The sequence below is a fragment of the Auraticoccus cholistanensis genome (assembly GCF_009742705.1).
GTDB lineage: Bacteria > Actinomycetota > Actinomycetes > Propionibacteriales > Propionibacteriaceae > Auraticoccus > Auraticoccus cholistanensis.
In genome coordinates this window covers 96801-117882 of record NZ_WPCU01000007.1, presented here as the reverse complement: position 1 = coordinate 117882, position 21082 = coordinate 96801, and the positions used below count along the sequence as shown (strand labels likewise).

Annotated in this window: 17 protein-coding genes and 1 tRNA gene; 13 read left to right on the top strand and 5 right to left on the bottom strand. The window is 73.5% G+C overall.

What is annotated here, in order from left to right; genetic code table 11:
• The first annotated feature begins 52 nt into the window (after positions 1–52).
• The 8 genes from GC722_RS11470 (at position 53) to GC722_RS11435 (ending at position 9281) form a co-directional block, all read left to right on the top strand.
• Entirely contained in the window at positions 53–1609 is a 1557-nt protein-coding gene (locus tag GC722_RS11470; RefSeq protein ID WP_331714721.1) for a dolichyl-phosphate-mannose--protein mannosyltransferase, read from the top strand.
• 148 nt (positions 1610–1757) lie between these two features.
• On the top strand, positions 1758–2741 hold the full coding sequence (locus GC722_RS11465; RefSeq protein WP_156610228.1) for an ABC transporter permease: 984 nt from the start codon (positions 1758–1760) through the stop codon (positions 2739–2741).
• 11 nt (positions 2742–2752) lie between these two features.
• Positions 2753–3730 (top strand): ABC transporter permease, encoded by a 978-nt coding sequence (locus GC722_RS11460; RefSeq protein ID WP_331714720.1) that lies wholly within the window; start codon positions 2753–2755, stop codon positions 3728–3730.
• Positions 3730–5898, top strand: a complete 2169-nt coding sequence (locus tag GC722_RS11455; RefSeq protein ID WP_156610226.1) for a dipeptide ABC transporter ATP-binding protein — start codon at positions 3730–3732, stop codon at positions 5896–5898. The genes GC722_RS11460 and GC722_RS11455 overlap by 1 nt, the downstream gene beginning before the upstream one ends.
• Positions 5899–6044: 146 nt before the next feature.
• Entirely contained in the window at positions 6045–7733 is a 1689-nt protein-coding gene (locus GC722_RS11450) for an ABC transporter family substrate-binding protein (RefSeq protein WP_156610224.1), read from the top strand.
• Positions 7734–7842: 109 nt separating this feature from the next.
• Positions 7843–7918: transfer RNA gene (locus GC722_RS11445), tRNA-Ala, on the top strand.
• A 104-nt stretch (positions 7919–8022) separates the two neighbouring features.
• The gene (locus GC722_RS11440; RefSeq protein ID WP_197430040.1) at positions 8023–8625 is read left to right on the top strand and encodes a TetR/AcrR family transcriptional regulator; all 603 of its coding nucleotides are present in this window, start codon (positions 8023–8025) and stop codon (positions 8623–8625) included.
• Positions 8626–8666: 41 nt separating this feature from the next.
• Positions 8667–9281 (top strand): NAD(P)H-dependent oxidoreductase, encoded by a 615-nt coding sequence (locus GC722_RS11435; RefSeq protein ID WP_197430039.1) that lies wholly within the window; start codon positions 8667–8669, stop codon positions 9279–9281.
• Between the two features lie 6 nt (positions 9282–9287).
• On the opposite strand, the gene gap is transcribed toward GC722_RS11435, so the two are convergent.
• From gap to GC722_RS11420, 3 genes are read right to left on the bottom strand one after another with little or no spacing between them, the layout of a single operon-like run.
• Entirely contained in the window at positions 9288–10310 is a 1023-nt protein-coding gene (gene gap / locus GC722_RS11430; RefSeq protein ID WP_156610222.1) for a type I glyceraldehyde-3-phosphate dehydrogenase, read from the bottom strand.
• A gap of 1 nt (position 10311) precedes the next feature.
• A complete protein-coding gene (locus GC722_RS11425) occupies positions 10312–10905 on the bottom strand; it encodes a TetR/AcrR family transcriptional regulator (RefSeq protein WP_156610220.1) in 594 nt (197 codons plus the stop codon).
• A gap of 52 nt (positions 10906–10957) precedes the next feature.
• The gene (locus GC722_RS11420) at positions 10958–11587 is read right to left on the bottom strand and encodes a M15 family metallopeptidase (protein ID WP_156610218.1); all 630 of its coding nucleotides are present in this window, start codon (positions 11585–11587) and stop codon (positions 10958–10960) included.
• 87 nt (positions 11588–11674) lie between these two features.
• On the opposite strand from GC722_RS11420, the gene GC722_RS11415 reads away from it, so the two are divergent.
• A complete protein-coding gene (locus GC722_RS11415) occupies positions 11675–12355 on the top strand; it encodes a response regulator transcription factor (protein WP_156610216.1) in 681 nt (226 codons plus the stop codon).
• Positions 12348–13469 (top strand): sensor histidine kinase, encoded by a 1122-nt coding sequence (locus GC722_RS11410; protein ID WP_331714719.1) that lies wholly within the window; start codon positions 12348–12350, stop codon positions 13467–13469. Before GC722_RS11415 ends, GC722_RS11410 begins: the two co-directional genes overlap by 8 nt.
• 20 nt (positions 13470–13489) lie before the next feature.
• Here the strand turns inward: GC722_RS11410 and GC722_RS18420 are convergent, their stop codons facing one another.
• Both GC722_RS18420 and GC722_RS11400 read right to left on the bottom strand, forming a co-directional pair.
• Positions 13490–14302: an alpha/beta fold hydrolase gene (locus GC722_RS18420; RefSeq protein WP_156610214.1), complete on the bottom strand. Its 813-nt coding sequence runs from the start codon at positions 14300–14302 to the stop codon at positions 13490–13492.
• Positions 14303–14328: 26 nt separating this feature from the next.
• On the bottom strand, positions 14329–15435 hold the full coding sequence (locus tag GC722_RS11400) for a substrate-binding domain-containing protein (RefSeq protein ID WP_156610212.1): 1107 nt from the start codon (positions 15433–15435) through the stop codon (positions 14329–14331).
• Between the two features lie 114 nt (positions 15436–15549).
• Here GC722_RS11400 and GC722_RS11395 point away from each other — a divergent pair, with 114 nt between their 5' ends.
• From GC722_RS11395 to GC722_RS11385, 3 genes are read left to right on the top strand one after another with little or no spacing between them, the layout of a single operon-like run.
• Positions 15550–18273 carry a hypothetical protein gene (locus tag GC722_RS11395; RefSeq protein WP_231747762.1) on the top strand — a complete coding sequence of 908 codons (2724 nt, stop codon included), beginning with the start codon at positions 15550–15552 and terminating at the stop codon, positions 18271–18273.
• Positions 18270–20024: an acyltransferase gene (locus tag GC722_RS11390; RefSeq protein WP_331714718.1), complete on the top strand. Its 1755-nt coding sequence runs from the start codon at positions 18270–18272 to the stop codon at positions 20022–20024. Before GC722_RS11395 ends, GC722_RS11390 begins: the two co-directional genes overlap by 4 nt.
• Entirely contained in the window at positions 20021–21082 is a 1062-nt protein-coding gene (locus GC722_RS11385; protein WP_331714717.1) for a hydroxyacid dehydrogenase, read from the top strand. Before GC722_RS11390 ends, GC722_RS11385 begins: the two co-directional genes overlap by 4 nt.

Genomic DNA, 21082 nt, shown 5'->3' with positions numbered 1-21082 from the left:
GGCCTCCTCGCGGGCGACCGGCCCGGCACCCGGGCGCTCCTAGTATGTCCGCGTGAACGACCTGCAGGCGGCCCTGCGCGACCCCCTGCCCCGGGACCGGCTCACCGCCTGGGTCGTCACGCTGGCGCTGACGGTGCTGGCCTTCGCCGTCCGGGTGGTCGACCTGGGACGGCCGAACAAGCTGGTCTTCGACGAGACCTACTACCCCAAGGACGCCTGGTCGCTGCTGCACTTCGGCTACGAGCGGGGCTGGCCCGACGACGCCAACGCCCAGATCGTGGCCGGCAGCACCGACGTCTGGGAGGACGGCCCGGCCTTCGTGGTGCACCCGCCGCTGGGCAAGTGGCTGATCGCCGTCGGGGAGCACCTGTTCGGGATGACCTCGTTCGGCTGGCGGTTCAGCGCCTGCGTGTTCGGGGCGCTGCTGGTGCTGGTCACCGTCCGGCTGGTGCGGCGGGTCACCCGCTCCACCCTGCTCGGCGGCGCCGCCGGCGTCCTGCTCAGCTTCGACGGCCTCGCCTTCGTGATGAGCCGGATCGGGCTGCTGGACATCTTCCAGGCCGTCTTCCTGGTGGCCGCGGTCTCGGCGCTGGCGGCCGACCGGGACTGGTTCCGCACCCGGCTCGCCGACCACCTGCAGGCGCGCGGGCTGGCGGACCTGGGCGGCGTGGCCGGGCCGGTGCTGCTGTGGCGGCCGTGGCGGGTGCTGGCGGGGGTGGTGTTCGGGCTGGCCTGCGGGGTCAAGTGGAACAGCATCTACGTGCTGGCGGCGTTCGGGCTGCTCAGCGTGGCCTGGGACGTCGGCGCCCGCCGGCTGGCCGGGGCGGGGAGCCGCTCGACGATGGCGCTGCTGGCCGACGGCGTCCCCGCCTTCGTGTCGACGGTGGTGCTCGCCGCGGTGGTCTACCTCACCACCTGGACCGGCTGGCTGGTCACCTCCGGCGGCTACTACCGCGACTGGGGCGAGCAGCACCCCGAGGCGACGTCCACAAGGCTGCTCGGTGCGCCGCTGGCCTCGCTGCTGCACTACCACGCCGAGATCTACGCCTTCCACACCGGCGAGTTCATCACCGAGGACGCCACCCACAGCTACGACGCCAAGCCGATCGGCTGGCTGGTGCTGGCCCGCACCATCGGCATCGACGCGGTCAACGACATCCCGCCGGGGACCGACGGCTGCCCGCTCGACGCCGACCGCTGCCAGCGGGTGATCACCGGCATCGGCACCCCGCTGCTGTGGTGGGTCGGCGCCGCCTGCCTGCTGGTGGCGGTGCTGTGGTGGCTGGGCCGGCGCGACTGGCGCTTCGGCGTCGCCGTGGTGGGGCTGGCCAGCACCTGGCTGCCCTGGTTCCAGTACACCGAGCGGCCGCAGTTCCTCTTCTACGCCATCACCATCATCCCCTTCACCGTGCTGGCGGTGTGCCTGGTGATGGGTCTGCTGCTCGGCCCGCCGGGGCCGGGCCGGCGCCGCCGGGTGGGGGCGGTGGTGTGCGGGGTCTTCGTCGCGCTGGTGGTGCTCAACTTCGCCTTCTTCTACCCGGTCTGGACCGACCAGGTGCTCACCAAGGACCAGTGGCTGGACCGGATGTGGCTGCGCACCTGGGTCTGAGGCGCCGCGTTGCAGCTGCGTGACAGTTTCAACTGCGTGACGAAGGCCCTCCGCCTTTGGTCCGGCGCGTCGCGTCGCCTAGGTTGTCCCCCGACGGGCCCCGACGGTGCCGGTTCCCGTGGACACGAGAGAGGACTCGCCAGGGGTCATGGGCAGATTCATCCTGCGACGGTTGCTGAACTACGCGGTCCTGCTCTTCGTGGCGATCAGCCTGACGTACCTGCTCGCCGCGTCCCAGCTCAACCCCCGCTCGCTGTGGGAGCTGGCGAACCCGCCGATCCCGGCCGAGACGATCGAGAGCAGCCTGCGCAGCAAGAACCTCAGCGACGAGGTGCCGCTGCTGCAGCGGTACTGGACGTGGCTCACCGGCGTGCTGCTGCACTGGGACTGGGGCGAGGCGCCGCGCACCGGCGACGTCGGGCCCGAGATCGCCCGGCGGATCGGGGTCAGCATCCGGCTGATCACCATCGGCTCGCTGGGCGGCATCGCGCTGGGGGTGCTCGTCGGCGCCTGGACCGCCACCAAGCAGTACAAGATCTCCGACCGCACCATCACCTTCCTGGCGCTGGCGATCTTCTCGGTGCCGGTGTTCGTGCTCATCAGCGTGGTGCAGGTGCTAGCCACCAACTTCAACGACGCCACCGGCTGGCGGCTGTTCGAGTTCGTCGGCGAGACGGGCTCGGTCGGCGACTACCCCGGCGCCGTGCTGGTCGACCGCATCCAGCACCTGGCGCTGCCCACCCTCGTGCTGGTGCTGGCCAACGCCGCGTTCTTCAGCCGGATCCAGCGCAACCTGATGCTGGACGCCCTCGGCTCGGACTTCGTCCGCACCGCCCGGGCCAAGGGCCTGCCCCGCCGGCGCGCGGTGATGAAGCACGCGCTGCGGACCTCGCTGATCCCCACCGGCACCTACTTCGCCTTCAGCGTGGCGACGCTGTTCCTGGGGTCCACCTTCGTGGAGGTGCTCTTCAGCTTCCACGGCATGGGCGAGTACGCCATCACCAGCATCCAGGGCCAGGACGTCCACGGCGCCGTCGCCGTCGCGGCCTTCGGCGGGGTGTGCGTGCTGGTCGGCGCGACCCTGTCCGACTTCATGGTCGCGGCCCTCGACCCGCGCGTCCGAGTGAGCTGAGGAGGCCCACGGTGAGCACCAACAACCCCCTCGAGCTGATCGACGAGATGCCCACGCCGACGCACGGGGCCAACGCGCCGACGTCGAAGCGGCTCAGCCGCCGCCAGCTGGTCGTGCGCCGGTTCCTGCGCAACAAGACCGCCGTGCTCGGTCTGCTGGTGCTGGTGGTGATGGCCCTGCTGGCCGTCTTCGGCCCCCTCATCTCGGCCTGGGACTACCGCGACGTGGACCGCACGGCCTTCCTCTCCGAGCCGGACTCCCGCCACCCCTTCGGCACCACCCAGAGCGGGGTGGACATGTTCGCCCTGACGCTGCGCGGGCTGAGCAAGTCGCTGGTGATCGGGCTCGCGGTGGCGGTGATCTCGACCGGCATCGCCGCGGTCGTCGGGGCCTTCGCCGCCTACTTCGGCGGCTGGTTCGAGCGGATCGCGCTGTGGGTGATCGACCTGCTGCTCGTCGTGCCCTCGTTCCTCATCATCGCGATCATGATGTCGGCCGACCGCAGCGGCACCAACCAGTCCGGTTTCGACCGCTTCGTCAGCGCCGCCCCGCAGTGGATCGTGCTGGTCGTCCTGCTCGCCCTCTTCGGCTGGATGCTGGCCGCCCGCGTGGTGCGCTCGCTGAGCCTGTCGGTGAAGGAGCGCGAGTACGTGCAGGCCGCCCGGTTCATGGGCATCCCGGCGCCGGTCATCATCGTCCGCCACATCCTGCCCAACATCTCCTCGCTGCTGATCATCGACGCCACCCTCAACGTGGCGGCGGCGATCCTGGCCGAGACCTCGCTGTCCTTCTTCGGCTTCGGCGTCAAGCCCCCCGACACCTCGCTGGGCGTGCTGCTCGGCGTGGGTGCCCGCCAGGCCACCACCTTCCCCTGGCTGTTCGTGCCGCCGGCCGTGACCGTGGTGCTGCTGATCCTCGCGGTCAACGCGGTCGGCGACGGCCTGCGTGACGCCCTCGACCCCACCAGCGGCTCAGGAGGCCGCGTCTGATGACCACCGCCACCACCTCCGCCGGCCGCCGGCGCACCGGAGCCGGGGACGTCGTCCTCTCGGTCCGGGACCTGCACGTCACCTTCCCCAGCGAGGCCGGCGACGTCCGCGCCGTCCGCGGGCTCGACTTCGACCTGCGGGCCGGGGAGACCATGGCCATCGTCGGCGAGTCCGGCTCCGGCAAGTCGGTCACCTCGCTGGCCGTGATGGGTCTGCACCCGGCCAGCGCCCAGATCACCGGCTCGGTGCGCCTGCACGGCGAGGAGATCCTCGACCGCGACGACGCCGCGATGTCGAAGCTGCGCGGCAAAGCCATGTCGATGGTCTTCCAGGACCCGCTCTCCGCGCTCACGCCCGTGTACACCGTCGGCGACCAGATCGTGGAGGCCATCCAGCTGCACCGGCCGATGCCGGCCGCGCAGGCCTGGAAGGAGGCCGTCGAGCTGCTGGACCTGGTGGGGATCCCCAACCCGCAGGCGCGGGTGCGCTCCTTCCCCCACGAGTTCTCCGGCGGCATGCGGCAGCGGGCGATGATCGCCATGGCGATCGCGAACGACCCCGACGTCATCATCGCCGACGAGCCCACCACCGCCCTCGACGTCACCATCCAGGCCCAGGTGCTGGAGGTGCTCAAGCGCGCCCAGCGCGAGACCGGCGCCGCGGTCATCATGATCACCCACGACCTGGGCGTCGTCGCCGGGATGGCCGACCGGGTCACCGTGATGTACGCCGGCCGGCCGGTCGAGCAGGGCAGCGTCGACGACATCTACTACCGCCCGCAGATGCCCTACACGATCGGCCTGCTTGGCTCGGTGCCGCGCCTCGACGCCGCCGAGCGCCAGCCGCTGGCCACCGTCGAGGGCAACCCGCCGTCGGTGGTCAACCTGCCGCCCGGCTGCCCCTTCGCGCCGCGGTGCCCGCTGGCGGAGGAGCAGTGCTGGACCACCGAGCCGGCCCTGGTCGAGCACAGCGGGTCCCTCGCCCGCCGCGTCACCGCCGGCCCGGACTCCGAGGCGGCCACGGTGGCCGGCCACGCCGCCGCCTGCCACCTCGCCGACCGCGTGGTCCGCGACGGGCTGCGCTACACCGACATCTTCCCGGTCGCCGAGCACGCCTGGAGCGCGCTGGAGCAGGTGCCGCGGGAGCAGCGCCAGCCGGTGCTGCAGATCAGCGGGCTCAAGCGGCACTACCCGCTGATGAAGGGCGCCGTGCTGCGTCGCCGCGTCGGCACCGTGTACGCCGTGGACGGCATCGACCTGGAGGTGCGCGAGGGCGAGACGCTCGGGCTGGTGGGCGAGTCCGGCTGCGGCAAGTCCACCACCCTGATGGAGGTCCTCAACTTCCTGCCGCCGACCGACGGCACCATCACCGTGCTGGGCAAGAACCCGGCCGCGCTGCGCGGCCGCGCCCGCAAGGAGCTGCGCCGCGACCTGCAGATCGTCTTCCAGGACCCGATGGCCTCCCTGGACCCCCGCATGACGGTGTTCGACCTCATCGCCGAGCCGCTCAAGGCCCACGGGTGGTCCAAGGCCGACACGGCCGCGCGGGTCGAGGAGCTGATGGCGACGGTGGGTCTCGACCCCTCCCACGTCAACCGCTACCCCGGTCAGTTCTCCGGCGGGCAGCGCCAGCGCATCGGGATCGCCCGGGCGCTCGCGCTGAAGCCGAAGCTGCTGGTGCTGGACGAGCCGGTGTCGGCCCTGGACGTGTCGATCCAGGCCGGGGTCATCAACCTGCTCGACCAGCTCAAGGCCGAGCTCGGGCTGTCGTACCTGTTCGTGGCCCACGACCTGGCGGTGATCCGCCACATCGCCGACCGGGTGGCGGTGATGTACCTGGGCTCGATCGTCGAGCACGGCGACGTGGACCAGGTCTACGACAACCCGCGCCACCCCTACACCCAGGCGCTGCTGTCGGCGATCCCCATCCCCGACCCCGAGACCGAGCGGACCCGGGAGCGGATCCTGCTGCGCGGCGAGCTGCCCAGCCCGGCGGACCCGCCCTCGGGCTGCAAGTTCCGCACCCGCTGCCCGCGCAAGCTGGCGCTGCCGGAGTCGGACCAGGAGCGCTGCGTCACCGAGCCGCCGCCGCTGCTGCCGGTGGGGACCGACCACACCTCGGCCTGCCACTTCAACGACACCGACCGCCACGTCGACGTCGTCGCCTGAGGTCTCCGGGCCCGTCCGTCCGGGCTTTCGTGACCGCATTGTTGTGAGCCTGTAACCGTCTGCGCGCGCATCCGGGGCGCCCGGCGCCATAGGGTCGGACAAAACGCGATGGGTTCCGTCGCGCACGTCACTTCTCTGGAGGAAATGTGAAGCCACGCAAGCTTCTTGCGCTGCCACTGATCTCCGCGCTGATCTTCCTCGGCGCGTGTGGCAGTACCGAACCGCAGGCCCCCGGTGGCGGGGAGCAGACCGAGGACACCTCGTCGGTCCCCACCTCGGACATCAACCCGCAGCCGCGCGAGGCGCTGCAGCAGGGTGGTGAGCTGCGGCTGGCGATCACCGACTTCGTGTACTGGAACCCGCTGAACGTCAACGGCAACGAGGCGGACTACGCCGACATCGTCGAGGCCTTCCTGCCCCAGCTGGTCATCGTGGACGACTCCGGCGCGCCGGTGATCAACCCCGAGTACGTGGTCTCGGCCGAGGTCACCTCCGAGGACCCGACGGTCGTGGACTGGAAGCTCAACCCCAACGCGGTGTGGAACGACGGCTCCAAGCTGAGCTGGCGCGACTTCGAGGCGATGTGGCAGGCCTGCGGCACCGGCGACGCCGAGTTCCAGTGCGCCAGCACCCAGGGCTACGACCAGATCGAGAAGGTCGAGCAGGGCGTGGACGAGCAGAACGCCATCATCACCTTCAAGGGCGCCTACCCCGACTGGACGCAGCCCTTCACCACCCTCTTCAAGGCCGACTCGATGGCCGACGCCGAGACCTTCAACAGCGGCTGGGAGGACATCACCGAGATCGGCGACTGGCTGTCCGGCCCGTTCAAGGTCGACACCTACGACGAGACCCAGAAGGTCCTGACGCTGGTCCCGAACGAGAAGTGGTGGGGCGAGGCCCCGCTGCTGGACAAGATCTCCTGGCGGGCCGTGTCGGCCGACGCCCAGGCCAACGCCTTCGTCAACGGCGAGCTCGACGCCTTCGAGGTCGGCATCGACCCCGACGCCTTCGCCAAGGCCAGCGGCTACGCCGAGGGCTCGGTGCGCAAGGCCGGTGGCCCGGACTTCCGCCACTTCACCTTCAACGTCGAGGCCGGCAACCTGAAGAGCAAGGCCGTCCGCCAGGCCATCGTGATGGGTCTGGACCGCCAGTCCATCGGCTCCTCCGACCTCGCCGGCATCGACTGGCCGGTCAAGCCGCTGAACAACAACATCTTCCTGGAGACCCAGGAGGCCTACGTCGACGTGGCCGAGCAGACCGGGATCAACTACGACCCGGCCAAGGCCCGCCAGACCCTCGAGGCCGACGGCTGGACCCTGAACGACGCCACCGGCATCTACGAGAAGGACGGCAAGCCGCTGACCGTCACCTTCACCCAGATCACCGGCGTGCCGGTGTCTGAGAACGAGGCCGTGCAGACCCAGAGCCAGCTCAAGGAGGTCGGCATCGACGTCAAGATCGCCGACGCCACCCAGGAGAACTGGATCGACAAGCTGAGCGCCAGCGAGTTCGAGATCTTCGCCTTCTCCTGGATCGGGACCCCGTACCCGTACCAGTTCAAGCAGATCTACGGCACCGGTTCCGACAGCAACTTCGGCAACCTCAGCGTCCCCGAGATCGACCAGCTGGCCGACCAGGTCGACGTGACCGTCGACGTGGCCGAGCGCACCGAGCTGGCCAACCAGGCGGCCGCGCTGATCTGGGAGAACGTGGGCACCCTGCCGCTGTACCAGCGCCCGCAGATCGTGGCCACCAAGTCGAACCTGGCCAACTACGGCGCGCCGGGTCTGACCGTGATCGAGTGGGAGAACGTCGGCTACATGGCCGGCTGACCTCCGCCGCACCGCTCGACGGCCCGGGAACCCGCTGGGGTTCCCGGGCCGTCCCGCGTCCGCGGGGTTGGGACCTGCCGCACCTGGCTGCTAGCATCACTCCTCGCAAGGGGCTATGGCGCAGTTGGTAGCGCGTCTCGTTCGCAATGAGAAGGTCACGGGTTCGAATCCCGTTAGCTCCACCACAGCTCGAGGCAGGACCGCACGTGCCCCGTCCCGGACGGGGCACGACCTGTCTGGCGGCCGTCGAGCCCTCCAAGCCCGTGCCTGCGAGCTCTGAGGAGGGGACGTGACCGAAACCCCGCGCCGCGCTCCGGCGGGTCCCCGGCGACGCCTCTCCAAGCAGGACCGCCGTGCCCAGCTGCTGGCGGCCGCCCGGGACCTCATCCGCGACGAGGGCACCGACGCCCTCACGCTGGGCCGGCTCGCCGAGCGCGCCGGGGTGGCGAAACCGCTCGTCTACGACCACTTCGGCACCCGGGCCGGCGTGCTCGAGGGCCTGTACCGCGAGCTCGACGCCCGCCAGCACCACGCGCTCGACGCGGCCCTCGACGGCGCCGCCGACGAGCTGGACGCGGTGGCGGACGTGGTCGCCGCCGCCTACCTCGACTGCGCCCTGGCCGAGGGCAGGGAGCTCGCCGACGTCGTCGCCGCCCTCGCTGGGTCACCGACGCTCGAGCGGTTGCGGCGGGAGGCCGAGGACGCCTACCTCACCCGCTGCAGCGAGGCGCTGGCACCCTTCGCGACCGGCGGACCGGTCGGCACGGCGCAGCTGCGGGCCCTCGTCGGGGCCGCGGACGCCCTGGCGCGGTCGGCGCTCACCGGCCGTGTCGACCCGGACGAGGCGCGCCGCACGCTCGCCCGCGTGATCACGGCTCTCGTGCCGCGCTAACCTACGAAAGGTAAGTTAGCCCCGAGCGAGCGGAGGACCCCGTGCACACCCTCGTCGTCGTCGCCAACCCGGACCCGAGGTCGTTGACCCACGCCGTCGCCCGGGAGCTGGCCGCCGCGCTGCCACCCGGCTCCGTCGAGGTCGCCGACCTGGCGGAGGAGGGGTTCGACCCCCGGTTCACCCTGGCCGACCGCCGGGCCTACTCGGCCGACGGCAGCCTCCCGCCGGACGTGCTCCGCGAGCACCGCAGGCTGGACCGGGCCACCGACCTCGTCCTGGTCTTCCCGGTGTACTGGTGGTCGGTGCCCGCGTTGCTGAAGGGATGGATCGACCGGGTCTTCGTCAACGGCTGGGCCTTCGACCACGACCCCGGCCAGGGGCTGCGGCCGCGGCTGGGCGCGCTGACCACCCACCTGGTCCCCGTCGCGGGTGACGACGCCGGCGCCTACGACCGTCACGGCTACGAGCGGTCGTTGCGGACCCAGCTGGAGCACGGCGTCGTCGACTACTGCGGCAGCCGCCGGGGTGCCACCGTCTTCATCCACGAGTCCGAGCGGGACGACGCCGCCGCCCGGGCCGAGGAGGTGGCTCGCGCGGTGCGGACGGTGCGCGACGCCGTCCTCCACGACCGTGAGCCGGCAGCCCCGGCGAGGTGACGACCCTCAGGCGCCGCTGCGTGACCCCAGGGCGGCACCGATCCGGGCGGAGAACTCGACCAGCCGGTTGGAGAAGCCCCACTCGTTGTCGTACCACGCCAGCACCTTGACCTGACGTCCCGCGGCCTCGGTCAGCGGTGCGTCGAACACCGAGGAGAAGGGGTTGCCGACGATGTCGGCCGAGACGAGCGGCGCCTCGGAGTACTGCAGGTAGTGCTTCAGCGGCCCGGAGGTGGCGGCCTCGCGGAACGCGGCGTTCACCTCCTCGACGCCGACGCCCTCGCGCAGCACGACCGTGAGGTCGGTGATCGAGCCGACCGGGACCGGCACCCGCAGCGAGGCCCCGGTCAGCCGCCCGTCGAGCTCGGGGATGATCTTGCCGATGGTGCTCGCCGCACCCGAGGACGTCGGGATGATCGACAGCGCCGCCGCGCGGGCCCGGCGCAGGTCGGAGTGCGGGGCGTCGTGCAGCCGCTGGTCGCCGGTGTAGGCGTGGATCGTCGTCATCAGCCCGGACTCGATCCCGAACGCCTCGTGCAGCACCTTGGCCAGCGGGGCGAGCGAGTTCGTCGTGCAGGAGCCGTTGGAGAAGACGTCGGCGGCGTCGGGGTCGAGCCGGTCGTCGTTGACGCCGAGCACGAAGGTGGGCACGTCGCCCTTGGCGGGCGCGGACACGACGACCTTGCGGGCACCGCCGGCGAGGTGGGCGGCTGCGGCCCGGCCGTCGGTGTAGCGCCCGGTGGACTCGACCACCACGTCGGCACCCACCTCGCCCCAGGGGATCTGCGCCGGGTCGGGCTGGGCGAAGACGCGGATGCGCCGGTCGCCGAGCAGGATCGCGTCGTCCTCGACCGCGACGCCGTCCAGGTGCCCGGAGACCGAGTCCCACTCCAGCAGCGTCGCCAGCGTGCGGGCGTCGGTGAGGTCGTTGACCGCCACCACCTCGACGTCCGCGCCGTTGGCCAGCGCGGCGCGCAGGTAGCTGCGCCCGATCCGCCCGAAACCGTTGATGCCGATCCGTACCGTCATGTCACTCCTCGGTGTGGTGGGTGTCGTCCGGGACGGCCGGCGCGGCCGCCCGGAGCAGGTCGAGGGCGCCGGTGCAGGCGTCCTGGAAGGGGCCCGGGTCCTGCTGGGCGATCGCGAGCACGTAGCCGCCCTGCAGCACGGCCATCAGCGTGTGGGCCAGCCGCTCGGGGTCGAGGTCGTCGCGCAGCTCCCCCGCCGCCACCGCCTCGCGGAGCACCTTCACCCAGCTGACGTGCGCCTGGGCGAACGCGCGACCCACCGGGGCGAGCAGCACCGGGTCCTCGCGGACCTGCGGGTCCTGGGTCATCCGGCCGACCTTGCAGCCCTTGAGGGCGTCCCGCGGGCGCATCAGGTAGGCCTCGATCCGGGCCATCGGGTCCCCCGGGCCGTCCAGGTCGGACACCGCCGGCAGCAGTGCCGCGACGTTGCGCTCGAGCGCGGCCAGCGCCAGGTCCCGCTTGGTCGGGAAGTGGTGGTACAGGCTCCCCTGCCCCACCCCCGACCGTTCGCGGACGGCGCGCGGGCTCGTGTCGGCGTAGCCGCGCTCCCACAGCAGCTCGCTCATCGTCTCCACCAGCAGCTCCCGGGAGTCCATGGCCACACCCTAACACCTACCAGTAGGTACAGCCACCGGAACTCCTCGCCGGTCAGCTCATCCGGGGGTCCTGGGTGGGGTCGGCGTACAGGGCCGGGCAGCCCTGCCCGGCCGCCTCCGGGCGCAGCTCGTAGTGCCAGGGCTCGTTGCCGTAGACCTGGCACAGCCCGTAGGCGGCCCCCCGCCGGGCGAGCCACGCCGTGGCCTGCCAGGGACCGATGTCGACCGCGTCGCCGGACACGTGGGGTGAGGTCTCGGCGGTGGCGACCCACCGGGCGGCCTCCTCCGCCGAGCCGTACCGGGTGACGGCCTCGCGCAGCAGCTGGTCCTGGTACTCCGCGGAGCGCCAGCCGCTGTTGACCACCAGCTCGACGCCGCGGTCGGCGGCGTCCTCGGCCGCCTCCCGGAGCGCCGCCAGCAGGTCCGGGTCGAGGTTGGCCACGCCCGGGTAGCGGTCGTCGAAGACGCTCGCCCCGTCGGGCAGGACGCCGTCCGCGGCCGTGACGGCGCCGTCCGCGCCGCCCGTACCACCGTGGTCCTCCCACGGCCCGCCGTCGAGGGAGGGCGCCGACCACAGCTGGACGACGGCGACGAGGACCGCCAGCACGACGGCCACCAGACCGAGGAGGCTGGCCCTGAGGGCCCGGGACGACACGGTGCCTGCTGCTGCGGAGGAGCTCATGCCGGCAGTTCACGCGGCCCCGTGTTGCGAGGCCGTATGCGGTTCTCGGTATGCCGACGATATGCCCGGGCTCCTAGCATCGGCACCATGCGCGTGCTGGTCGTCGAGGACGAGCCCTACCTGGCCCAGGCCATCCGCGACGGGCTGCGGCTGGAGGCGATCGCGGCCGACACCGCCGGCGACGGCGGCACCGCGCTGGAGCTGCTGGCCGTCCACGACTACGACATCGCCGTGCTGGACCGCGACGTCCCCGGACCCTCCGGTGACGAGATCGCCCGCCACATCGTGGCGTCCGGCAGCCGCATCCCGATCCTGATGCTGACCGCCGCCGACCGGCTCGACGACAAGGCGTCCGGGTTCGAGCTGGGGGCCGACGACTACCTGACCAAGCCCTTCGCGCTGCGCGAGCTGGTGCTGCGGCTGCGGGCGCTGGACCGCAGGCGCGCCCACCACCGCCCGCCGGTGCGGGAGGTCGCCGGTCTGCGGCTGGACCCGTTCCGCCGGGAGGTGCACCGCGACGGTCGCTACGTGCCGCTCACCCGCAAGCAGTTCGCCGTGCTGGAGGTCCTCGTCGGCGCGGAGGGCGGGGTGGTCAGCGCCGAGGAGCTGCTCGAGCGGGCCTGGGACGAGAACGCCGACCCGTTCACCAACGCCGTCCGCATCACGGTCTCCGCGCTGCGCAAGCGGCTGGGCGAGCCCTGGCTGATCGCGACAGTGCCCGGCGTGGGGTACCGGATCGACACCGGCGCAGGGCGGGCGGGTGGATAGGCCGCCCGGGCCGAGCGTCCGGCTGAAGCTGGCCCTCAGCTACGCCGCCTTCCTGGTGGTCGCCGGGGTCGGGCTGGTCGCGGTGGTGTGGGTGTTCCTGCTGCGCTACGTGCCCGACCGGGCGGTTGTGGTGCCCCTGGACCCCGGCGACGGCGGCCGGCGTCCGGGCGGTCTCTTCGTCCCCGGCCGCTCCGACCTGTGGGAGGCGTTCGCCCCCAAGGCCGGGCTCATGCTGGCCCTGCTGCTCGTGCTCGGTCTGGTGGGCGGGTGGTTCCTCGCCGGCCGGATGCTGGCCCCGCTGAACCGGATCACCGAGGCCACCCGCGAGGCCGGCAGCGGGTCGCTGTCGCACCGGATCCGGCTGCCGGGCCGGCGCGACGAGCTCCGCGAGCTCGCCGACGCCTTCGACGCCATGCTGGCCCGGCTCGAGGCCCACGTGGCCGAGCAGCAGCGGTTCGCGGCCAACGCCTCCCACGAGCTCCGCACCCCGCTGACGATCACGCAGACCCTGCTGGAGGTCGCCAGCAAGGACCCCGACCGCGACACCGCCGCCCTGCTCGACGTGCTGCACGCCGTCAACGCCCGCGCCATCGAGATGACCGAGGCGCTGCTGCTGCTCAGCCGGGCGGACCAGCGCTCGTTCCCGCGCGAGCAGGTGGACCTCTCCCTCCTCGCCGAGGAGGCCACCGAGACCCTGCTGCCGCTCGCCGAGCGGCGCGGGGTCGCCCTCGAGACGTCCGGGGACGTCGCCCCGACCCTCGGCTCCCCGCCGCTGCTGCTGCAGCTGGTGACCAACCTCGTGCACAACGGGATCGTCCACAACCGCACCGGCGACGGGGCGGTGCGGGTGACCACCAGCGCCTCCCCCACCACCGTGGAGCTCACGGTGGAGAACACCGGGGAGCCGCTCCCGCCGCACCGGGTCGCCACGCTGGTCGAGCCGTTCCAGCGCGGCACCGCGCGGGTCCGCGACGACCACGCCGGCGTCGGGCTCGGCCTGGCCATCGTCGCCAGCATCGCGCGGGCCCACGACGGCACGCTCGCCCTCAGCCCGCGCAGCGGGGGCGGGCTCCGGGTGAGCGTGCGGCTGCCCGCCGACCCGGCACGTCGCTGAGCGAGGCGGCCGGCCGGGCGTCAGGCGCTGCGGTGCTCGGCGTGCCACGCCTGCACGGTGCGGTGCACGACGGCGTCCAGCTCGCGCGGGAAGGTGAAGCAGGCGTTGTGCGCCCCGGGGACCGGTACGCACCGCCCGCCGGCCAGCGCGGCCAGGTGCTGCGACCACTCCGGGGACGCCAGCCGGTCCGCCTCACCGGTGACCACGAGCACGGGGTGGGCGACGCGGGGGGCGACGTCCTCGGGACGGTCCCGCAGGGTCGACCAGATCAGCCGCAGCAGCGCGAGGCCGCCGCTGCCGAGGTAGGAGGGGGCCACCGCCCGCAGCTCGGGCAGCACCTCCCCGCTCAGCGTCCGCACCAGGCGGACGAGCAGCCGCAGCGGACGCCGGGCCCGCGGCTCGACCGTCGGCCCGCCCAGCACGACCCCGCTGATCCGTGCGGGGACCAGCACCGCGGTCCGCAGGGCGGACTGGGCCCCGGAGGAGTGCCCGGCGAGGACGACGCCCGACCGGCCGGTCTCCTCCAGCCAGCGGGCCGCGACCCCGGCCACCCCCTCCACCGTCGACGGCGAGGACGCCGCCCGGCCACCGGTGAAGCCCGGCAGGTCCAGGACGGTCACCCGCGTCCAGCGGGCGAGCTCCCGCACCCACGGCAGCAGGTAGAAGGGGGCGCCGAGCCCCGGCAGCAGGACCACCTCGGGCAGCTCCCGGACCGTGCCGGTGCTCAGCGAGCGGACCGGGCGGCCGTCCACCTCCGTCCAGGTCTGGCTCAGCCCGTGGTCGGGCTCACGCGCCCACCGCGGCAGGTGTCGGGCGGGTCGGGGGGCGGGCACCGGCACACCGTACCGGTCCTCGGCCCTCAGGCCGCGGGACGGCGGCTGGACTCGCGGACGTTGAGCCGCGGGCTCACGGTGACGCGGTGGGGCGGGCGCCGGTCGCCCTCGGCGAGCCGGGCGACCATCAGCTCGACGGCGACCCGGCCGACGTGGGCCTTCGGCGGCATCACCGCCGTCAGCGGCGGCTGGCTGAGCGCGGCGAACTCGTCGTCGTAGGCCACGATCGCCAGGTCCCCCGGCACGGACGTCCCGGTGTCCACGCAGTGCTGCACGAGGGCCACCGCGCAGGGGTCGGGGTGGACGACCAGGGCGGTGACCTGCCGGGCCCGGCACCGCTGCAGCAGCTGCTCCACCAGCGCCCGCCGGCCGGCTCCGGCCAAGCCGTCGGAGTGCCCGACCAGCTGCTCGGCGGGGTCGAGACCGGCCGCGGTGAGCGCCTCCACCCAGCCGCGTCGCAGGTGCTTGCTGGTCGGGCTGTGCTCGGCGCTGAGCAGGCCGAGCCGGCGGTGGCCCTGCTGCAGCAGGTGGCGGACGGCCGTCGCCGTCCCGTCGGCGTGGTCGGACCCGACCCACTCCAGCCGGCTCACCGGCAGCCCGTCGGGCGGTCGCCGCTCCGCCAGCACGACCGGGAGCGGCTGCCGGTCCAGCCAGTGCACCAGCGCCGGCGACTCCGGGCTGTCGACGTCGGGGGCCAGGATCATGCCGTCCAGCCCCGGCGTCTGGGCCAGGCTGCGGATCTGCTGCTTGTCGTCGCGGATGTCGTAGGAGGAGGTCCGCAGCAGCAGCCGCACACCGGCCTCCACCGCGGCCGTCCGGGCACCGGCGATCACGCTGGGGAAGTAGTAGTCCAGCTGCGGGACGACCATGCCGACGGTCCAGCGCACCCGCACCGGTCCGTCCGAGGGCACCGCCCCGGACGGCGAGGCCCCGGGCAGCACCGCGCCGCCGTGCACCCGGACGGCCAGCCGCCGCGCCGCCAGCGCGTCGATGTCGCGCCGGACGGTCATCTCGGAGACGCCGAGCTCGACCGCGGCGGCGCTGACCAGGACCGAGCCGTGCGCCCGCAGCAGCTGCAGCAGGCGCTCCTGGCGCTGCTGCGCCAGCCCGGCGCCCCGACGGTCGCTGCTCATCGCGGCTCCTTGTGCGAACGTGTTCGGACTGGTTGCCATGTGAGATCCGGTCCGTTTCACTCATCCTCGCAGAACGGACTGCCCCGGCCCACCCCCGAAGGAAGCCCCTGACCGATGAGCCCCACCCTGCTCGCTGCTCCCCCCACCTGGGTGGTCACGGTCGCCGGTGGCACCACGACCCCCCGCCTCGACCACGGCCTGGCCCTGGTGACGGCCGCCCTCGGCGACACCGGGGCGACGGTGCACCCGCCGGGCGCGGAGCTGCCGGCCGCCGGCGGGTTCCGGCTGCTCGTCGGCGTCCGCTCCGAGGCGGCCGTGCAGGAGCTCGAGCGCCAGGAGGTGCTGCTGTACACCACCGGCGCGCCGGGACCGAACGGCTTCTACCTGGCGATGCTGCCCGGCGGGGTGTGCGTGGTCACCGGCGGCGACGAGGTCGGCGTGCTGTACGGCTGCCAGGAGCTCGCGCGGCTGGTCCGCCGCACCGGCGGCGTGCCGCGGGACCTCGACCACGGCGAGACCCCCGACCTGGTGCTGCGCGGCCCGGCCGTCGGGCTGCAGAAGACGACGGTGGAGCCCCGGCGCCAGACCTACGAGTACCCCGTCACCCCGGACCGGTTCCCCTGGTTCTACGACCGGGCGCTGTGGACCGACGTCCTCGACGAGCTCTTCGAGCAGCGGGCCAACGTGGTCTACCTGTGGAGCGGGCACCCGTTCTCCTCCTTCGTCCGGCTCGCCGGCTACCCGGAGGCGCAGGAGGTCACCGACGAGGAGCTGCGGCTCAACCGCGAGACCCTCAGCTGGCTGACCGAGGAGGCGGCACGGCGCGGCATCTGGGTGGTGCTGCACTTCTACAACATCCACATCCCGCTGCCCTTCGCCGAGCACCACCAGATCCCGCTGCACCAGCCCCGGCCGACCCCGTTGACGGCCGCCTACACCCGGGCCGCCGTCGCCGCCTTCGTCACCGAGTACCCCGACGTCGGGCTCTACGTGTGCCTCGGCGAGGCCCTGCAGGGCGACCTGCACGGCCAGGAGTGGTTCCTCGAGACGATCCTGCCCGCGGTGCGGGAGGGGGTGCGGGCCGCCGGCGGGACGGACTGGCCGCCGCTGATCCTGCGCGGCCACGCCATCGACCCGCAGCCGATCGTCGACGCCGCCCGCGCGCTGCACCCCCGGCTGTACACCGAGGCCAAGTACAACGGCGAGTCGCTCACCACCTGGAACCCGCGCGGCGACTGGCAGCGCCAGCACCAGTACCTGGCCTCGCTGGGCAGCACCCACATCGCCAACGTCCACATCCTCGCCAACCTCGAGCCCTTCCGCTACGGGGCCGTCAGCTTCATCCGCCGCAGCGTCCAGGCCATGAAGCACCGGCTCCACGTGCAGGGCCTCCACCTGTACCCGCTCTTCTACTGGGACTGGCCCTGGTCGCCGGACCGGGCCGAGCCCCGGCTGCGCCAGCTCGACCGCGACTGGCTCTGGTACGCGGCGTGGCTGCGCTACGCCTGGAAGGCCGACCGCGACCCCGACGCCGAGGAGAGCCACTGGACGCGGGTGCTCGCGGAGCGGTTCGGCAGCGAGCCGGCCGGGCGGTCGGCGCTGGCGGCCTACGAGGCCATGGGCCAGGTGGCACCCCGGCTGGTCCGCCGCGTCGGCATCACCGAGGGCAACCGGCAGACCCTGAGCCTCGGGATGACGATGAGCCAGCTGGTCAACCCGCACCGGCACCGTCCGTGGCCGGACCTGTGGAACTCCCACGCCCCGTTCGGGGAACGCCTCGACAGCTACGTCCGCCGGGAGCTGGCGGGCGCCGGGCACGTCGGCGAGACGCCGCTGGACGTGGTGGACGAGGTGCGCCACTTCTCGCGCCTCGCGGTGAGCGCCGTGGAGCGGGGCAGCGGCTCCGTGCACCGCCACCGCGACGAGTACGAGCGCCTCCGCACGGACGCCGTCGCGCTGGCGCACGTCGCGGAGTTCTACGCGCTGCGGATCCTCGCCGCCGTCGAGGTCCTGTCCTACCGGGAGGCCCCGGCGGCCGGCGACGGGCCGGCGCGGCTGCGGCGGGCGGTGGAACTCGTCGCCGAGAGCGTCGAGCGCTACCGCGAGCTGGCCGAGCTCACCGCCCGGACCTACTCCCACGCCAACAGCATGCGCACCCCGCAGCGCAAGGTCCCCTTCCGCGACGGGCACGAGTACGGCCACTGGACGCAGTGCCTGCCCCGCTACGAGGAGGAGCTGACCCACCTGCGACGCAACGTGGCCCGGCTCACCGGCTCGGGCCGTCGTCCCGCCGCAGCGGAGGAGGAGCAGCCGTTCCGCTGGGTGCCCTACCGGGTCCTGGGCGAGCCCGCCGAGGAGTTCGTGCTCACCCCGGGCGAGCGCCTGCTGCGCGACCTGCCGCACGTCGTCACCCGCCTGGCCCCCGAGCTGGAGGGCTCCACCGCCCACCGGATCAGCCACGCCGGGGCCGCCGCCCAGCAGGTGCTGCTCGAGGTGGAGCTGGCCGAGCCGGGGCACCTGCTGGTCGGCTACTTCCGCGACCCGTCCCCGCAGTGGCTGCAGGTGCCCGACCTCGAGGTCGACACCCACGCCGACGCCCGTGGCGGCCTGGAACCGGTGCTGCGTCACGCCGTCGAGGCCGAGGGCCTGCCCTCCGTGGACGTGCACGCCCACCGCCTCGGGGCCGGCCGCCACACCCTCGCCCTGGGCCGTGGCGCGTACGTGGTGCTGGGAGCGGTCCGCGCCGACCAGCGGTTCAGCGGGCGCGACACCCACGGGGACGGCCCGGACGACCTGGACTGGCTCTTCTGCGGCGACGACGAGGGGGGCCGGCGGTGAACCCCGGCGGGAGCGCGGACGACGCGCGGGAGCCGTTCCGGCGCCAGGCCTTCGACTTCTCGCCCTGGTCCTTCTGGTCCTCCGCCGACGAGGAGGCCCGTGCCGACCAGGAGGCCCTGCAGCGACAGCTGACCGCAGGACCACCCGGGTACCGCTTCGGGCCGCGCTGCTTCGTCTCGCGGCTGGCCTCGGTGCAGAACGAGGTGCTGGAGCTGGGGCCGAGCAGCTACGTGGCGGCGGGTGCCTACCTCAGCGGGTCGCTGCGGACGGGGCGGAACTGCACCCTCAACCCCTACACGGTGGTGCGGGGCGAGGTGAGGCTGGGCGACGCGGTGCGCATCGGCGCCCACACGTCGCTGCTGGCCTTCAACCACACCATGACCGACCCCGACGTGGAGGTGTTCCGCCAGCCCGTGACCCCCAAGGGCATCACCGTGGGCGACGACGTGTGGATCGGCTCCCACGTGGTGGTGCTCGACGGTGTCACCGTCGGCAGCCGCTCGGTGCTCGCCGCCGGCGCCGTCGTCACCAAGGACGTGCCCGCCGGGGCCGTCGTCGGCGGCAACCCCGCCCGGGTGCTCCGCTGGCGGGTGCCCGACGCCGCCCCCGCCCCCGCCTCGACCGCCTCCACCGGGAGCGGCACGGGCGAGAACGGCACGGGCGACCTGGCGGCGGCGGTGGCCGACCTCTCCCGGCGCGCCCGGGAGCAGGCCGGCGAGGTCCTCGACCGCTGCTACGACCCCGCACGGGGGCTGTTCGCCGACCGGCCGGGAGCACCGCCGACCGTGCGGGCCCAGTGCGACGCCGTCGAGGTCGCCGCGCTGCTCCTCGGCGGCCCCCCGCCGCAGCTCGACGGCGAGGAGCAGCGGGAGCGGCTGCGGTCCTGGCAGGACGCCCGCACCGGCCTGGTCGGCCAGCTCGACGACTCCGGCAGCCCACGGCGCCCCGCCGGCACGCAGCTGGAGGACGGCGACGTCAGCTACCACGTGCTCTGCGTCGGCTACGCCCTGGAGCTGCTCGGCAGCGGCTTCCCCCACCCGGTCGCGGTGGTGGCCGACATGGAGGCCTCCGACGTGGTGGCCTACCTGCGGCGGCAGCCGTGGCAGCACCGCGCCTGGACCGCCGGCAACTACGTGGACACCCTGGGCACCGCCCTGCACTGGAACCAGCGCGCCGGCGTCCCCGGACGCCCGGGAGCGGTCGAGGCGGTGTTCGGCTGGCTGGGGCTCAACGCCGACCCCGCCACCGGCATGTGGGGAGGACGCGACCCCGACGGCTCCCTGCTGCAGGTGGTCAACGGGTTCTACCGCACCACCCGGGGCACCTACGCCCAGTTCGGCGTGCCCCTCCCCCGCCCGGAACGGGTGGTCGACACGGTGCTGCAGCACGTCCGCGACCCGCAGCTGTTCGCCCCCGGACGGCAGAACGCCTGCAACGTCCTCGACGTGGCCCACCCGCTGTGGCTGACCCGCTCCACCGGCTACCGCGCCGAGGAGGTCCGCGACGTCGCCCGGCGGCTGCTGCGCGACGCGCTCGGGCACTGGACCGACGGCCAGGGCTTCGGCTTCCAGGCGCCGCACCCGAGCACCCGCTCGCTGGAGCCCACCCGGCCGGGGCTCCAGGGCACCGAGATGTGGCTGGCGCTGGTCTGGCTGCTGGCCGACCTCGCGGGCGTGGCCCCGGCCCTGGGCTACCGTCCCAGAGGCATCCACCGCCCCGAGCCCGCCCCGACGAACGGAGACCAGGCGTGACCACCTACGACACCCAGCCGGCGGACCCGCCGGCCGTCGGGCGCGCCACCACGCCCAACACGCTGGTCGCCCTGGACGACCGCGTCTGGGAGCTGCAGTTCGACCAGCCGCGGATCGAGCGGCTGCGCAGCCTCAGCGTCGAGGACGCCCCGCTGCGGGTGCCCGACCTGGACGGGGCCGGGCTGGGCGAGCGGCTGGCCCGGGTGGAGGTGCTGCTGACCGGGTGGGGGACGCCCCGGCTGGACGCCGGGAGGCTGGCGCGGCTCCCCCGCCTGCACACCGTGCTGCACTGCGCGGGCAGCGTGCGCCCGGTGGTCAGCCCCGAGCTGTGGCGGCGCGGGATCGCGGTGTCCAGCAGCGCCGACATCAACGCCGAACCGGTCGCCGAGTTCACCTGCGCCGCCGTCGTGATGGCGGCCAAGAAGGCACCCTTCCTGGCCGCCGACGCCCGTCGTCACCGTGAGGACTGGTCCTACCGGGAGCGGCGCGGCACCCGCAGCACCACCGGGCTCACCGTCGGTCTGGTGGGCTTCTCCCGGATCGGGCGCCGGGTCGCGCGGATGCTGGTGGAGCGGCTGCCGGACGTCACCTGCCTGGTCAGCGACCCCTTCGCCGACCCGGCGGAGGTGGCGGCGGTCGGCGCCCGGCTGGTCACCCTGGAGGAGATGCTCCCCCGGCTCGACGTGCTGTCCATCCACGCCCCGCAGCTGCCGGCCACGTACCGGATGATCGGCGCCGCCCAGCTGGCCGCCCTGCCCGACCACGCCTGCCTGATCAACACCGCCCGCGGCTCGCTCGTCGACACCGCGGCGCTGGAGCAGGAGTGCGTGCGGGGTCGGCTGCACGCCGTGCTCGACGTCACCGACCCCGAGCCGCTGCCGTCGGACTCACCGCTGTACGACCTGCCGAACGTGGTCATCACCCCCCACATCGCCGGGTCGCTGGACGAGGAGACCCGGCGGATGACCGACGGGGCGCTGGACGAGCTGGCCCGCGTGGTCGCGGGCCGCCCGCTGCAGCGTCAGGTGCGGGAGGCCGAGCTGGACCGGATGGCCTGA

Coding starts and splice junctions, on each gene's coding strand:
- gap (WP_156610222.1), bottom strand. CDS start 10,310: ATGACGGTACGGATCGGCATCAACGGTTTCGGGCGGATCGGGCGCAGC.
- GC722_RS11395 (WP_231747762.1), top strand. CDS start 15,550: ATGAGCCCCACCCTGCTCGCTGCTCCCCCCACCTGGGTGGTCACGGTC.
- GC722_RS11420 (WP_156610218.1), bottom strand. CDS start 11,587: ATGAGCTCCTCCGCAGCAGCAGGCACCGTGTCGTCCCGGGCCCTCAGG.
- GC722_RS11465 (WP_156610228.1), top strand. CDS start 1,758: ATGGGCAGATTCATCCTGCGACGGTTGCTGAACTACGCGGTCCTGCTC.
- GC722_RS11400 (WP_156610212.1), bottom strand. CDS start 15,435: ATGAGCAGCGACCGTCGGGGCGCCGGGCTGGCGCAGCAGCGCCAGGAG.
- GC722_RS11415 (WP_156610216.1), top strand. CDS start 11,675: ATGCGCGTGCTGGTCGTCGAGGACGAGCCCTACCTGGCCCAGGCCATC.
- GC722_RS11425 (WP_156610220.1), bottom strand. CDS start 10,905: ATGGACTCCCGGGAGCTGCTGGTGGAGACGATGAGCGAGCTGCTGTGG.
- GC722_RS11455 (WP_156610226.1), top strand. CDS start 3,730: ATGACCACCGCCACCACCTCCGCCGGCCGCCGGCGCACCGGAGCCGGG.